Below are 14261 nucleotides of genomic sequence, written 5' to 3' on the forward strand. Positions count from 1 at the left end.
TAAAAAATCGGCTCAACGTGAGCCGATTTTTTATTTAACGTTTACCGTCTCCATGACGTGCTCATGAATATCATGACCTTTCGTGACATGGACTTGAACGTTGTATGCGCCTGATTCAGCAAAGGTGTGTGCACCTTTATACATCCCAGTATCTGCTTCCTCTAACTTCACCCACTCATGCTTCTCTGCCCCGTCTTGGAAGATTTCGAGTTGTACTTCCGCCCCTGCGAGCATCTCGTCTTCAATCATGACGTGTACCATGAATGGTTGTTCTTCCCCTGCTGTCGCCTCTTTCGGGTCAAGCGTGATATCCGCTCCAGCGTGGTGATGATGCTCACTCTCTTCTTCTGCTTCAGCAGCCGTTTCTGGATGTCCAACCGTCACGTTTGTCGTCGGCATGGTGTGCATCGAACGCGCTGTCACGTGAACCTGAACCGTATAGACCGCTTCTTCCGCGAACGTCGTCTCCGCTTCATAGATACCGTCTTTCGTGAGTGACGCCTTGATCATCTCACTTTCTTCCTTCGCACCATTCTTCCATACCTCGAACTTGATTTCATCCGCATCGTCTACAGGTTGACCATCTTGCGTGACTGTTACTGATAAAGGTACCGCTTCTCCTTTTTCTGCCGTCGCAGCAACCGTCAACTCTGCCTCGACCGGTTCCATTGACTGTGGAACAGCCGCGCTCTCCGCTTCTTTCTCCGTACCACACGCACCGAGTACGAACAACCCGATAAGCCCAAACACGACCCCAAACCGTGTCATCATCTTTTTCATCATAAGTCCTCCTTATAAATCGCTTACATCTTTCACACATTGTTCATGATACCATCTCTTTCCAAAAAGAGTGTGAGCATTCTGTGATATATCCCACGATACATTCTCACAAATTTCACACATATAGTTGAATCAAAATTTATTGAGTACATTTCCGAATTTTAGTCCATCATTTCTAAAAAGGGGTATATAAAATATATCAAGGTCAATCATTTGGAAAGTCTTAACATCAAGAGAGTTACATCATGAATGGAGGCGAATTCAGATGAAACGTAAGATCATTCGTGGGGCGATGGCACTGTTCATCTTATTGGCGATGGTGATCACACAATCGATTTCTGTCAGTGCCGCCGCTTCAAAATTTGTCACGAGCGTGAACACGACGAGTAAGGTCGTCGCATTGACGTTCGATGACGGGGCAGACGGGGCGAACACGAACAAGATTTTAGACATTTTAGCAAAAAACAATGTCAAAGCCACTTTCTTTTTAACGGGGTCGGGCGCAAATAACCATCCACAGTACATTAAAAATATCGCCGCAAAAGGACATCAACTCGGAAATCACTCGTATACACACCCTGACTTCACCAAACTGACTGCCACGCAGATGAAATCCGAACTCGACCGCACGGAAGCTTTGATTAAATCGTTGACCGGAAAAACGACAAAACCGATTTTCAGAGCCCCTTTTGGTGCAGTGAATAGTACCGTATTGAGCGGTGTCGGGGCTTCAGGATACGGATACACGATTCAATGGAACATTGATACGGTTGACTGGAAAGGATTGACCGCGAGCCAAATCAACACGAAAGTTCAGACTAACATCAAACCGGGTTCAATCGTCTTGATGCATACCGGAGCCGGGGCCCCGGGTACACCGCTCGCACTCCCAACGATGATTTCACAACTCAAAGCAAAAGGGTACAAATTTGTCACGATCTCACAATTACTTGCATATCAAAACACATCGACGAACAAAACGTATACCGTGAAGTCAGGTGATACGTTGTACAGTATCGCACGGACATACGGAGTCACCGTCTCGGCGCTTGCTGCCGCCAACAACATCACGAACTACAGCTTAATCTATGTCGGACAAGTGCTCATCATCCCAGGGACGACCGTTACACCACCCCCTTCGACGACTGTGAAATACACTGTGAAATCGGGCGACACACTCTACAAGATTGCGACGATGTACAACACGACCGTCGCGAAGATCGCAGCCGCCAATAACATCACAAACGTCAACTCCATTTACGTCGGACAAGTACTCATCATTCCAACCACGACCGTCACACCTCCTACGACGACCGTGAAATATACGGTGAAATCGGGCGACACACTCTACAAGATTGCAACGATGTACAACACGACTGTCGCGAAGATCGCAGCGGCCAATAACATCACAAACGTCAACTCCATCTACGTCGGACAAGTGTTGACCATTCCAAAATGAGTGCACTGTGAATCTTTTCCTATTTCTGTGACGTATCGTATACAAACAGGAAAAGAGGAATTGCTATGACTCGAACCGTAATCCGTGTCAGTACTACCGCATTCATCGGACTTTTGGTTTCAATTGCCACATTCTCGATTTTGATTTGGCTCGGTTATGAACAAGCACTCACATCCGGTGAGCCGATCCAATTCTTAACACGTGAGATTTATCAATTCGAGAACGGAATCGGGGTCGCCAACCAGAATCAAATGGCCATTCTCGGTGCCGGATTCATGGGCCTTGCCGTTCTCATTGGAGAGATCGGGATACGTCTTAAACGAAAGTAACCGCTGCATACGCAACGGTTACTTTTTTTTAATGCTGATGTTCACCACCATGGTCGTGTGAGTGAACGATTGGTTGCTGCAATTGGTCGATTTGGTCTTGCGGTACATCACCGACAATCATCCATGCGGACGGCGTATAGACCTTCTGCCCTTCATGGACCATGCCGTTCACTTGGTAGATTCCCTGATCGAGTTTCACGCTCGTCACGAGATAGCCATCCTTTTCTGTCACTTCATACGTCCGGGTCTCTTCCGAATCGTAAGGCGTGACTTGAATATGGCTTTCCGTCACACGTTCATCATTCGATACTTTCATCGCAAGCGTCGTCGAGCCAACTTCTATACGTTCAGGTACGATCAGTTGAATCCCAATCGGATCAATGGTGCGTTCTACTGGTTGAAGTTGACACGCGCTTAACCAAATTGTCGCTAGGATGACAGGAATGACTGCTTTAAATCGTTTCATGCTGCCACCTCCGCTTTCAACTTCCGGCGACCAATCAACCAATCAAATAGGAGAACGACAAGAATACTGATTCCTGCGAGCGGTAATGTCACACCTAGAAGTAAAATCAAGATACCGACGATTCGTTTAATGCGTTCGTCCTCAAACCGCTTCATCTGTTCAATGGATCCGACTTTTCGTTTGCGCCACATCATGAACGAGCTGATGACCACGAAAATGAGACCTAGACAAAGCGCGACACCGACCAATTGATTGAGTAAACCGAACAGGCGACCTTCATGGAACGCGATTCCAACCGTAATCAGTTTTCCGAGAATCCCGTAATCTGCGTATGTCACAGAGCTGAGTGTTTCACCACTATATTGATCTAAGTTCACCGTCGATTCTTTAAATGGATGACCTGCTGCCGATGTGACAGTATAGACGCCTGTTTCGCCTTCCGGAAGCGAGATTGTGTACGGTCGATCAATCGTGGACTTGTTCACCACCTGATTTAAATCAATCGGCAACAGCGTACTTGGAGAAGACGTTGGAACGAGATCTGCTTGGGTCGCCCAAGGTACGTCTTCTGCCACCTCTTTTGTCGTCACGGTCGATTCCGGCTTGGCGCCAAACGCATAGGCATACATCGGTGCTCCCGTGTTTGTCGACGAGGAAACCCACTGCAACATCGCACCCGAAACGGATGACCAAGCCAACCCTGAACTGATAATGAGCACGAGGCCTAGCGATGACCACAAAGCGACGCTACCGTGCATCTGCTTCCACCACTGTCGTCCTTTCCCAAGCTTCGGCATAAGCATCCGAAGCGGATTCTTACCACGCGGCCAAAACAAGAATGTCCCCGTAATAAGAAGAATGATTGCCCAGGACGCCGCGAGTTCGACGACCCAGTTCCCGATTTGACCACCTAATAGTGTGCCATGAATCACAACTAATAAATCCATGCTACCTTCAGCAGACCGCGTTCCTAAAACTTCTGTAGTTTCCGGATGAATATATGTATACATCATCTCGTCTTTGTTCATCCAACCGATTCGAGTCGATTCGCCTTCATCCGGCAAACGAATCGATGTGATCATCGCATCCGGATATTCCGTCATGAATGATTCTTTTTGGACTTCAATCGGCTGTTCTTCCGCGAAAGTTGCCGTCATCATGTCTTTGTATTGCATCTTCGTTATTTGCGGTTCAAATAAATAAATGCTTCCTGTCACAGCCAGGATAATAAAAATTGGTGCAAATATGAGACCTGCATAAAAGTGCCAACGCCATACCGCTTGATACCAAGCGTTGCGTTTATTCAATCGTTCCCCTTGCATGATGCTTCCCCCTTTATCATTGTGTCCAACTTGTGAACAGATTGAGTATACAAGGAATGGAAACGGTTTATTCTTACTATTTGTGACAACTATTCGTCGAATTGGAGAAGTGAAAATGAACTTTGGTTCATCTTTTTATCACATATTCATCAATCTATCTCACATACTTTCACATAAAGAAAGAGACACCAACAAGTTGGCGTCTCCAAAATATGATCAATTTGTGAACTGCTCTGCTTCTGTCGACCCAGCCAGTGCAGTCGTTGATGATTGCCCACCTGAGATGACGAGCGAGACTTCATCGAAGTAACCCGTTCCGACTTCACGTTGGTGACGTGTCGCAGAAATTGTTGTATCATTTTGTATTTTTTTAGGGAGAAACAAGCTCTATGATGCGATGAATTACGTACCAAGACATTCATCGACCATCGCGACCGCGACATGCGCATCGTCAACGCCATGGACGAGAACCCTTCCGTCTTTGAACAAGAGCATCCGGTGATTCCGCCATCGCCATTCCAACGTGAACGGTGTCTGCTTCACGGCGATGTCCGCCCGTTCGAGTTGATGCGCGATTGGTTCCAGACCCTCGATGGACCGACGGACTTGGACGACATCGCGCCCACATAGGATCGCTGTCTGTTGTCGATTCGAAACGAGACTCGGATAGTCATGGGTTTGACAAGACGGGCAAGACACGTCGACGAGCCGTGCGACATCGAGTCGCTGCGACTGGTTTTCCCACATGTCTTCAATCAAGAGCCGACGTTCCATCTTTTCAGGACGCCCCGTCAAATATTTCAATGCCTCGACGGCTTGACGGCTCGCCACATGTTGCACGATTGGAGCCACCACCCCCGCTGTCGCGCAAGTCTGACCGGCTAGCGGCAAATGACGCATGAGACAACGAAGACACGGCGCTTCTTCCGGCATCACCGTGTAGTTCATGCCGTATGCCCCGACACAAGAGGCAAACAAGAACGGAATGCCGCGCTCGAGTGCGAAATCGTTCAATAGAAGACGTGTCTCGACGTTATCGGTCGCGTCCAAGACGAGATCAACGGGCGGCAAAGGCCGAAGCCAATCCCACGATACGTCGGCGATTTGCGCGTCCAACTCAACGTCTGAGTTGATGGTCCGCAGGCGTTCGAGCGCCGCGACCGCTTTCGGCGTCTCGGCACGTGCGTCCTGTTCCGTATAGAGCGTCTGTCGTTGTAAGTTCGTCACCTCTACATAGTCGCGGTCGACGAGGATAAGTGAGACGCCGGCCCGAACAAGTTGATCGCTCACGGCCGCTCCGAGCGCACCGAGACCGACGACGAGCACTCGTTTCACCATCAGACGTTCTTGCCCGTCCCCACCGATACCGTGGAACCGGGCCTGCCGCGCGTAACGTTCCGGAACATGTGTCATCGGACGTAGTCCCCTGACTTCCCGCCTTGTTTCTCAAGCAAGTATGTCGGCCCGATGACGATGCCTTTATCGACCGCTTTCGTCATATCGTATACGGTCAACGCTGCGACCGATGCGGCCGTCAACGCTTCCATCTCAACACCGGTATCACCTTTCGTCTTCACGAACGACTCGATGATGAGCTGTGTCTCGTCCCATTCGAATGTTAAATCGACTTTTTTCAAGGCGAGCGGGTGACACATCGGGATGATGCGGCTCGTCTCTTTGGCGGCCATAATCCCGGCCACTTGGGCGACAGCAAGCACGTCGCCTTTCGCAAGGTCACCATCCGTGATGAGCTGTTTCAGTTCACTGCTCAATTCAACTGATGTGCGGGCCCGAGCTGTCCGTGTCGTTTCCGGTTTATCCGAGACATCGACCATCCGCGCCCGCCCTTGGTCGTTCATGTGTGTCAGTTCCATCGTTTATCCTCCGCTCACCATTGGAATGACGGCGACCGTGTCTCCGTCTGCAACCGTATATTCGTCCGTCTCATAGCGCTCATTGACCGCGAACATGAGACGTTCCGCTCCCGACACGCCCCGCTCGGCCAAATCCGCTCGCAAGGCGGCGATTGTTTGTGGAGCCGAAACGGTATAGGACCGGACCGCCAACTCTTCTGCCACGTGGGCAAAACATAATACCTCAATCATGTGTACGTCACTCCTTCCGGGCGTCCTGGGTGTTGTTCTTTTTGATCACCCATCCATTTCGTGCCGTCGGTCCAATGCTCCCGTTTCCAAATTGGGACAATTTCTTTAATCCGTTCGATGGCGTAACGATTCGCCTCGTATGCGTCGGCGCGATGGGAAGAACTCGTCGCGATGACGACCGCTTCTTCCATGATATCGAGTCGTCCAATCCGGTGATGGATCGCCGTCAACGCACCAGGCCAACGTTCCGCCACTTCTTTCGCGATTTGTTCGAGCATCTTCTCGGCCATCGGTACGTATGATTCATACTCCAAGAGCTCAGTCTGTTTGGAACCCGTCATTTCTCGCACCGTCCCGATAAACAGCACGACCGCCCCGACGTTTCGATGCCGGACCGTTTCGTAAAGCGCCATCGGTTCGAGCGGATGTTCATTCACTTGATACCATTTCATTCTCCATCCACCTTTCCACTAAACGCATCAACCGGTCCTTGTCTGCCACGGAATCTCCGCGCGCGATCACGTTCGTCACATCGACCGGTTGTTCATGCCCGTCTCGCACGAGCACCACTTTCGGATAATCTTTCCGTTTGTATCCCTCGATGATCACGATGTCGACGTGCGCCTCGTACCAGTTGAGGAGCAACTCAAACGTGTCGACCGCTTGCCACTCGATTAACGTCCCGTCTTCACCGATCACACTCGATAGCACGGCACCAGCCAACGCGTGACGATGCGAGTCCGTCATCGGCAAGTCGAACGTCCCTCCGTGACCGTGGTGTTTGATGACACCGACACGGAGCCCCGTCGCCGACAAGCGTGCTGTCAGCTCAGAAACGAACGATGTTTTACCGCTATTTTGATAGCCGACCACTTGTAAAATCAAAGCTGATCGATGATTCGACATCGCACCGAGTCCCCTTTTTGAAACCCTCTCGTTCCGCCTGGCAGATGAATCAACGCGTTACACGTCGCGAGTGAGGAGACGATGCCCGACTTGTCTTTCCCGCTCGGATGAACCACCGTCTGCCCGGTCGCATCAATCGTCACATGTCCACGCACGAACCGGTCGAACGGATTCGTTTTCGGGAAATCGACACCAAGTTCCGCCTGGATGACAGGTCGCTCCGCTTGCCCGAATAACGTCTTCATATACGTGCCGACAAACAGTTCCGTTCCGACAAAACACGCCGACGGATTCCCGGATAATCCAAACAACAACCGATGTTCGACGTGCGCGACCGTCGTGACGGACCCTGGCCGCATCCCAACTTTATTAAACAGCACCGTCGCCCCGAGCGCCTCATATACATCCGGTAAATAATCAAAATCTCCGACCGATACCCCGCCTGTCGTGACGACGGCATCACTCGTCCGAAGTGCCTCGTCAATCGCCCGCTTTGTCGAAGCGAACGTATCCGGCAAGATACCGCCATATGTCGCCGCGCCACCGAGTGCCTCGATTTGAGCGAGAATCATATATGCATTCGAATTATAGATTTGCCCATCGGTTTTTTTCTGTCCCGGTTCAACGAGCTCATCACCGGTCGCAAACACGGTGATGTGCGGTTTTACGTATACGTCGACCTGCTCATACCCGAACGTAGCGAGCAAGGCGATGACGCCCGGATTAATGCGGGTGCCTCGGTCAACGATATTCGTCCCCGCCGTCATATCTTCCCCACGATAGGAAATATTGGCATCGCGGGCCGGTCGCTTGAACGTCACGACTCGTTCATCCGCTTGTGCGAGCTCGAGCATGACGACCGCATCGACTCCGTCTGGAATTTTTGCCCCGGTCATGATGCGAATCGCCTCGCCGGCGCGGAGCGGTTCTCCGACGTGTCCGGCTCCCTGAACGTATTGAATGGGTAATGTCACCGGTTCATCGCGGCTCGCTCTCAACAAATCCGCGGACTGGACAGCAAAACCGTCATACGGAGATTTATTAAATGCTGGAACGTCATGCGTCGCAGTGAGATCCATCGCTAAAATCCGGCCGTTCGCTCGATACAACGGTACCGTTTCCGTCCGACCTTTCCCCGTCGCTTCTTGGACACGGATGACCGCCTCGTCAACGGCGAGCGGCTTACGAAATAGCGTCGACATCTTTTCCATTACTCCACTTCCTTTCCTAGCAATTCTTCATAATCACTCGGTGTGTTCACATTTTTAAACCAGTCCCGTTCAGCAAACGAGACGATTGTCGCCTCTGTCAAGTGAAGCATGACCGCCCGTTCGCCTCGACGTAAAGCGGCTTCGAACTGGGACAGTATCGAGCGGGGATACAAGGCGATGAGCGGATGGATTCGATTATCTGCGTAGGCGACAACCGGCTGCTTCCCGCGTTCCGTCGCAAGCCGTTCGTAAACAGTCGGCGGCAACAAGGGCGTATCACACGCACAGACGGCATACCAATCAGACGGGACGTGCCGCATGACGGTGATGATGCCGGCGAGCGGTCCCATGCCGCGCCATTCCATGTCATCTTCAAGTTGATATGAGGTCATCGACTGTCCGGCCGGTACGACGCTCCATTGGGACGTCGTCGTTGTAGCGAGTGTCTGTCGCGCCCGCTCTTCAAACGAGATGTCCTCATAACAGGCTTGCCATTTAGGGGATCCGAACCGGCGCGATTTTCCGCCTGCCAAGACGATGCCGATCATCGCGTCGCTTCCCAGACGATATGGGAGAGCTCAGGGAGAATCAAGCGAGTCATCGCCAAGTCGACGGCGCCTCGCGACCCTGGCATCGAAAAGATGATCGTATCCCCGATGCGTCCTGCTAAAGCTCGCGACAACATCGCCGCCGGTCCGATATCTTCCGTGAAGCTGACATAACGGAACAACTCGCCGAAGCCGACCATTTCTCGGTCAAGCAGCGGTCGAATCGTCTCAATGGTGACGTCCCGTTTCGTGATGCCCGTTCCCCCGGTCGTCAAGATGACGTCCATCTTCTCAGCGACCATTCGTCTGACGGCCGCTTCGATTTCAAATGAGTCATCTTTCGTGATCTCACGGTATGTGACCGTATGTGCTTCTTCTTTTAATAGCGTACAAATATGTTCGCCAGACACGTCCGTATCGAGTGTTCGCGTATCCGAGATCGTCAAAATCGCTGCCCGGACACGCTGTGTGTTTTGATGTACATGGTTGTGTGCTTGCATCGTCTTCATCCTCCGATATAACTCATTTCAATTCGGTTTCGCGTCCGACTCCCAGTTCGCGACCGTTCTTCCGAATAGCGGTCGTCCCGTACTTCCCATACCATTTTTAGTGTCATGGCAATCAATTCATCGCTCGCCCCACTGCGGAGCAATTCACGGATATCGGTCCCGTCTTCTGCGAACAGGCACGTGTACCATTTGCCGTCACTCGATAGGCGACCTCGCGTACACGTTCCGCAGAACGGTTGGCTGACCGAAGAGATGAAGCCGACTTGCGCCCCATCCGTGTAACGGTAACGTTGCGCGACTTCTCCTAGTGTTTCGGGTGCAAGCGGTTCAAGTAATCCATTTCGTTGTTTCAACACCTCAAGAATCGATTCAGACGACACGACATGTTCGACGTTCCATTCATTCGCCGTGCCGACATCCATGAACTCGATGTAACGGAGTGTGATGTTCCGTTCTTTGAAATAAGCGGCCATCGAGGCGACTTCATGATCGTTCCAGCCTTTTCGGACGACCATGTTCACTTTCACTTCGAGCCCTTGCCGTTTCGCCTCATCGATTCCTCGTAATACCGTCTCGGGCGACGTGCCGCGTCCGTTCATCATCCCGAACGTCTCGGCCGATAAGGCGTCTAGACTGACGTTGACCCGGTCGAGCCCAGCTTGCTTCAACACTTTCGCCATCCGTTCTAAATAGACGCCGTTCGTCGTCAACCCGATAGTCTCGATGGTCGTGACCGCGCGAAGGCGGCGAATCAGTTCATCGAGATTCGGCCTGAGTAGAGGTTCGCCCCCGGTCAGACGCACTTTTTTCACGCCGTGTGGGGCGATGATGCGAACGAAGCGCTCGATCTCGTCAAACGATAACAACTCATCTCGTTTTAAAAATTGGTGGTGGCGGAACGCTTCTTCCGGCATGCAGTATCGGCAACGAAAGTTGCATTTATCAATGACTGAGATGCGTAAGTCTTCCAACGGTCGTCTCCGTCGATCGGTCCATGGTGTCATCTTGGTTCATCCTTTCTATCCATCAACGACAGCAGGGACCCTCACAGTCCCTGCGTCGATTTGTCAGCGAATCGGCTTCTCAGCACCGCTGCGCAAGTAATAATAAATTGTGGTGGCAATCGAGATCGCATAGAGCCCTAGCATGACGAACAACGCACCGTTGAACGAACCGACGAGCTCGAGCGACCAACCGAACATCTTCGGAATGAAGAATGCGCCGTAAGCAGCAAACGCTGCCGAGAATCCGACGACGGCCGGTGTCTTCGTCGCCACGAACACGTGGGGAATCATCGCGAACGTCGCTCCAGAGTTGAGTCCTGTTGCGATGAACAAGACGACGAAGGAGATGAAAAACATCGTCAAGTTGCTGTTCGTGATGGCCATGATGACACTGATCGTACCGAGCGCCATGATTCCGAACACGATCAATGTCACTTTGGCCGCTCCGATCTTATCACTGATCCAGCCCCCGAACGGACGCGAAGAGGCGCCAAGGAATGCACCAAGGAAGGCGAGCGCCATCAAGTCCGACTCAGGGAACTTTAACTTTAAAATCATCGGGAACGCTGCGGCATATCCAATGAAGGAACCGAACGCCGCCGTGTAGAGCAATGTTTGAATCCAAAAATGTTTGTCTTTAAACACGCTCGCCTGTTCACGAAGCGATTGACGAGCGGTCGGTAAGTTATCCATGAACAAGTATGCGCAGACCGTCAAAATGATGGTCGGCACGACCCAAAGGAGCGCGGCGTTTTGAAGCCAAATCTCTTCGCCGGTCTCGGTCACGAGGGCGTTCCCGCCGATGAACCCGAAAATACTTGTCGTGATGACGAGCGGTGTGATCAATTGGACGAGCGAGACGCCCAAGTTCCCGATGCCTCCGTTAATCCCTAGCGCCGTCCCTTTTTTCGCTTTCGGATAAAACGCGCCGATGTTGGCGTTTGATGACGAGAAGTTTCCGCCGCCTAGTCCGCAAAGTGCGGCCAAAATCATGAATACCCAATACGGCGTATTGACGTTTTGAACGGCATAGGCGATGCCTAGGAGCGGCAACAACAAAATCGATGTCGAGAAGATCGTCCAGTTCCGACCGCCGAATATACTGTTTGCGAACGTATAGAAAAAGCGCAACGTCGCCCCGACAAGTCCAGGCAGTGCGGCCAACGTGAACAACTGGCCTTGCGTAAAGCTAAACCCGATCGAATTCAATTGGACGGCTGCGACCGACCACATTTGCCAGACGATGAATGCAAGCGTCAGTGCCGGGACCGAAACGAGCAAGTTCCGATTGGCGACTTGTTTTCCCGTTCCTTCCCAAAATCCCACATCCTCTGGCTTCCACTCGGCGAGTGCGTGTGACCCTTTGTCTAATTGTTGCATGGTCTATTCCTCCTCTTAACGGTTCAATTCGTACCCTAATCCCATCCTATCGACCGTCCTCTTAAAAAAGTGTGCCTTCTTTCACACTTATTTCGCATCTTGAGTTTTTTTCTCACCCTGTCATCAATCTGTGACAAAATCGCCTATCTTTTGTTTCTGTGACATTGAACACAGAAAAACCCTCCCCGATTCCTTACGATAAGGAATAGAGGAGGGATTAATTTGTCACATCTCATTCAAATCCACTGTGCGCCCAAAGTTCGCTTGGCGCTACAACCATATTTCTTCAGTCAAGACGGGGCCCACGTGTTCCGTGTCTTCGGCGTCGCGATTGCCGAGGCTGCGTTCACCGAGACGGGGCTCGATATCACATTCCCACTTGAAAGTCCTTTAGAAGAACTAGAAGCGCTGCACACCTCGCTCGTTCGGATCGACACTCACCATGACGTGACGATCGATGACGCACAGGCAGTCATCGGTTACTTAGGGGACGGGACCACGGTCACCGTTTATCGCCATTTCAAACGATGGCTCGACTTTTTGTCCGCAGCGCGTGTCCGCTCGATGGAAGGTGTCGTCGTCGAGGTCCGCGCCAACGGGATCAAGCTAGCCGAAGGCGTGCTCCGGTCTTATGAGTTGATGGAAGATGGCGAGTTTTATGTATCGGCCTGTACAATCGAGGCCGATGGATTGGAGCATTTTGAAGGCGAGCTATCGCTTGCCGCCATAATGTAATCAATCGATGACACAGACCGAGACCGGACAGTCCTCACAATGGTTGAGTAGTTTCAACCGGTCGAGGTCATGGATAATGATTTGACGGGAAGGGAGTGAAATAATTCCTTCTTGGGCGAGCTCGTTCAACATGCGATTCACGCGTTCACGCGATGTCCCGCAATAATTGGCGAGCTCTTGGTTTTTCAGTTTCAAGTCGATGAGAATGCCGTCTTCGACTTCCACCCCATAGCTGTTCGCCATACGAATGAGCGTCGAGTAGAGCGCTCCTTTTTTCCCGTTCAACACCAAGTCTCTAAATTTCGTATGCTGTTTCCGCATATGTTCGTTGATCATGACCATGAACTCGCGGACGAATTCCGGGTTCGACGACAAAATCATCGTTTCAATACGCTCGATTTTGACCGCATAAATTTCACTATCTTCTAACGCCTTGGCGTTAAATAAATATTTTGGTTCGATTGCGAATAACGTCAACTCTCCGCAACAAGCCTCAGCGCTTAAACAACGTAACGTCAATTCTTTTCCATTTTCCGTCAATTTCGAAATTTGAATCAGTCCACTCTTTACAATATAAAATTCAGCTGCGTCTTCTTGTTCTCGGAACAGAAAACCGCCTTTTGGGACATGAATGATTCGATGTGCCAATTTTTTTGTTTCCTCGAGCACCATCGCTTTAGTTGAATGAGCCATTTCCACCGACCTTCCTTAAAACACGTTGCGCCATATGAAAGCTTGCCTTCATTCTAAACACAAACCCCCTCGAAACGCAATCAACATTTGGAAGCGTTTCAAGGGGAGGACTATTCTTTCATACGATATTCAATTTTTTTCCAATATCGATATAATAAGCCGATCAATCCGACATTGATGACGGCGATGATCATATACAGTCGCATCGAGGCGTGATCATACACCATGTAGCTCTCAATTGTATATTGCAAGAGTATCATGTTCGTCGCGAGCAATATGACCAATCCGATTAAACTCCAACCGTTACGCCCCATGATGAATCTCTCTTCCGACCGCAAAAATCTTCCCGTTCTCGATTTCAAGCAAGATTTTAGGGAGTTCCCGCTGCGGCGGACCGGCCTGTGGTTGGCCGTCGACACCGAAGTAACCACGATGGCACGGACAAAGAAGAACATCTTCTTCCTCCACATAAAACACTGGGCACTGCAGATGAGTGCATTTGTTGTTATAGGCGACGAATTCACCATTCTTTAAATGAACGAGCAACGATGGTTCCGTACCCGGATATTCAAATTCGAGTGATTTCCCGCGCTCTAGCGCCTCGACCGTCGTGATGAACTGACGGTCGGTTCTCGGCTCGCTTCGAACGAAGGCCGCGATATTGAACGGGATAGTCGCGAGACCGAGTGCGATACCTGCGCCGAACGTTGATTTGATGAACGCCCGTCGATTCAGTTTCACGTCATCGGCCCGACTCAAGTTATCGACGAGTTCGGATAAGCGTTCCCGGTCTTTTGATTCATTCGACATAAGT

Annotated in this window: 20 protein-coding genes; 3 read left to right on the plus strand and 17 right to left on the minus strand. The window is 51.0% G+C overall.

Annotated features, from left to right (window positions below):
- Nucleotides 1-30 precede the first annotated feature (30 nt).
- Nucleotides 31-780 carry a FixH family protein gene (locus OKS35_RS11515; protein ID WP_264093117.1) on the minus strand — a complete coding sequence of 250 codons (750 nt, stop codon included), beginning with the start codon at nt 778-780 and terminating at the stop codon, nt 31-33.
- A gap of 265 nt (nt 781-1045) precedes the next feature.
- Here OKS35_RS11515 and OKS35_RS11520 point away from each other — a divergent pair, with 265 nt between their 5' ends.
- Both OKS35_RS11520 and OKS35_RS11525 read left to right on the plus strand, forming a co-directional pair.
- The gene (locus tag OKS35_RS11520; protein WP_264093118.1) at nt 1046-2239 is read left to right on the plus strand and encodes a LysM peptidoglycan-binding domain-containing protein; all 1194 of its coding nucleotides are present in this window, start codon (nt 1046-1048) and stop codon (nt 2237-2239) included.
- Between the two features lie 65 nt (nt 2240-2304).
- Nucleotides 2305-2568 carry an LlsX family protein gene (locus OKS35_RS11525; protein WP_047795807.1) on the plus strand — a complete coding sequence of 88 codons (264 nt, stop codon included), beginning with the start codon at nt 2305-2307 and terminating at the stop codon, nt 2566-2568.
- A gap of 28 nt (nt 2569-2596) precedes the next feature.
- Here the strand turns inward: OKS35_RS11525 and OKS35_RS11530 are convergent, their stop codons facing one another.
- The 13 genes from OKS35_RS11530 to OKS35_RS11590 all read right to left on the minus strand — a co-directional run bounded on the left by OKS35_RS11530 (nt 2597) and on the right by OKS35_RS11590 (nt 12019).
- On the minus strand, nt 2597-3034 hold the full coding sequence (locus OKS35_RS11530; RefSeq protein ID WP_159563288.1) for a hypothetical protein: 438 nt from the start codon (nt 3032-3034) through the stop codon (nt 2597-2599).
- The gene (locus OKS35_RS11535; RefSeq protein ID WP_264093120.1) at nt 3031-4356 is read right to left on the minus strand and encodes a PepSY-associated TM helix domain-containing protein; all 1326 of its coding nucleotides are present in this window, start codon (nt 4354-4356) and stop codon (nt 3031-3033) included. The genes OKS35_RS11530 and OKS35_RS11535 overlap by 4 nt, the downstream gene beginning before the upstream one ends.
- A 216-nt stretch (nt 4357-4572) precedes the next feature.
- Nucleotides 4573-4740 (minus strand): hypothetical protein, encoded by a 168-nt coding sequence (locus OKS35_RS11540; RefSeq protein WP_160300237.1) that lies wholly within the window; start codon nt 4738-4740, stop codon nt 4573-4575.
- 18 nt (nt 4741-4758) lie between these two features.
- Nucleotides 4759-5769, minus strand: a complete 1011-nt coding sequence (locus tag OKS35_RS11545; RefSeq protein ID WP_214691349.1) for a ThiF family adenylyltransferase — start codon at nt 5767-5769, stop codon at nt 4759-4761.
- Entirely contained in the window at nt 5766-6230 is a 465-nt protein-coding gene (moaC, locus tag OKS35_RS11550) for a cyclic pyranopterin monophosphate synthase MoaC (protein WP_015880401.1), read from the minus strand. The genes OKS35_RS11545 and moaC overlap by 4 nt, the downstream gene beginning before the upstream one ends.
- 3 nt (nt 6231-6233) lie before the next feature.
- On the minus strand, nt 6234-6461 hold the full coding sequence (locus OKS35_RS11555) for a MoaD/ThiS family protein (protein WP_015880400.1): 228 nt from the start codon (nt 6459-6461) through the stop codon (nt 6234-6236).
- Entirely contained in the window at nt 6458-6913 is a 456-nt protein-coding gene (locus OKS35_RS11560; protein ID WP_015880399.1) for a molybdenum cofactor biosynthesis protein MoaE, read from the minus strand. The genes OKS35_RS11555 and OKS35_RS11560 overlap by 4 nt, the downstream gene beginning before the upstream one ends.
- Entirely contained in the window at nt 6891-7367 is a 477-nt protein-coding gene (mobB, locus tag OKS35_RS11565; protein ID WP_015880398.1) for a molybdopterin-guanine dinucleotide biosynthesis protein B, read from the minus strand. The genes OKS35_RS11560 and mobB overlap by 23 nt, the downstream gene beginning before the upstream one ends.
- The gene (gene glp, locus OKS35_RS11570) at nt 7343-8578 is read right to left on the minus strand and encodes a gephyrin-like molybdotransferase Glp (RefSeq protein ID WP_015880397.1); all 1236 of its coding nucleotides are present in this window, start codon (nt 8576-8578) and stop codon (nt 7343-7345) included. Before glp ends, mobB begins: the two co-directional genes overlap by 25 nt.
- A complete protein-coding gene (locus OKS35_RS11575) occupies nt 8578-9126 on the minus strand; it encodes a molybdenum cofactor guanylyltransferase (RefSeq protein WP_264093121.1) in 549 nt (182 codons plus the stop codon). Before OKS35_RS11575 ends, glp begins: the two co-directional genes overlap by 1 nt.
- Nucleotides 9123-9626 (minus strand): molybdenum cofactor biosynthesis protein B, encoded by a 504-nt coding sequence (locus OKS35_RS11580; RefSeq protein ID WP_214784613.1) that lies wholly within the window; start codon nt 9624-9626, stop codon nt 9123-9125. The genes OKS35_RS11575 and OKS35_RS11580 overlap by 4 nt, the downstream gene beginning before the upstream one ends.
- A gap of 5 nt (nt 9627-9631) precedes the next feature.
- Nucleotides 9632-10639, minus strand: coding sequence for a GTP 3',8-cyclase MoaA (moaA, locus tag OKS35_RS11585; RefSeq protein ID WP_074035052.1), 1008 nt, complete (start codon nt 10637-10639; stop codon nt 9632-9634).
- 63 nt (nt 10640-10702) lie between these two features.
- A complete protein-coding gene (locus tag OKS35_RS11590; protein WP_211781932.1) occupies nt 10703-12019 on the minus strand; it encodes an MFS transporter in 1317 nt (438 codons plus the stop codon).
- A 222-nt stretch (nt 12020-12241) separates the two neighbouring features.
- Here OKS35_RS11590 and OKS35_RS11595 point away from each other — a divergent pair, with 222 nt between their 5' ends.
- Entirely contained in the window at nt 12242-12754 is a 513-nt protein-coding gene (locus OKS35_RS11595) for a hypothetical protein (protein ID WP_264093122.1), read from the plus strand.
- On the opposite strand, the gene OKS35_RS11600 is transcribed toward OKS35_RS11595, so the two are convergent.
- The 3 genes from OKS35_RS11600 to OKS35_RS11610 form a co-directional block, all read right to left on the minus strand.
- Nucleotides 12755-13447 carry a Crp/Fnr family transcriptional regulator gene (locus OKS35_RS11600; protein ID WP_214775466.1) on the minus strand — a complete coding sequence of 231 codons (693 nt, stop codon included), beginning with the start codon at nt 13445-13447 and terminating at the stop codon, nt 12755-12757.
- Nucleotides 13448-13557: 110 nt separating this feature from the next.
- On the minus strand, nt 13558-13761 hold the full coding sequence (locus OKS35_RS11605; RefSeq protein WP_214784363.1) for a hypothetical protein: 204 nt from the start codon (nt 13759-13761) through the stop codon (nt 13558-13560).
- On the minus strand, nt 13751-14257 hold the full coding sequence (locus OKS35_RS11610; protein ID WP_015880389.1) for a ubiquinol-cytochrome c reductase iron-sulfur subunit: 507 nt from the start codon (nt 14255-14257) through the stop codon (nt 13751-13753). Before OKS35_RS11610 ends, OKS35_RS11605 begins: the two co-directional genes overlap by 11 nt.
- Nucleotides 14258-14261: the final 4 nt, after the last annotated feature.

Source organism: Exiguobacterium sp. N5 (assembly GCF_025842465.1).
In the GTDB taxonomy this organism is placed as follows: Bacteria; Bacillota; Bacilli; order Exiguobacteriales; family Exiguobacteriaceae; genus Exiguobacterium; species Exiguobacterium profundum.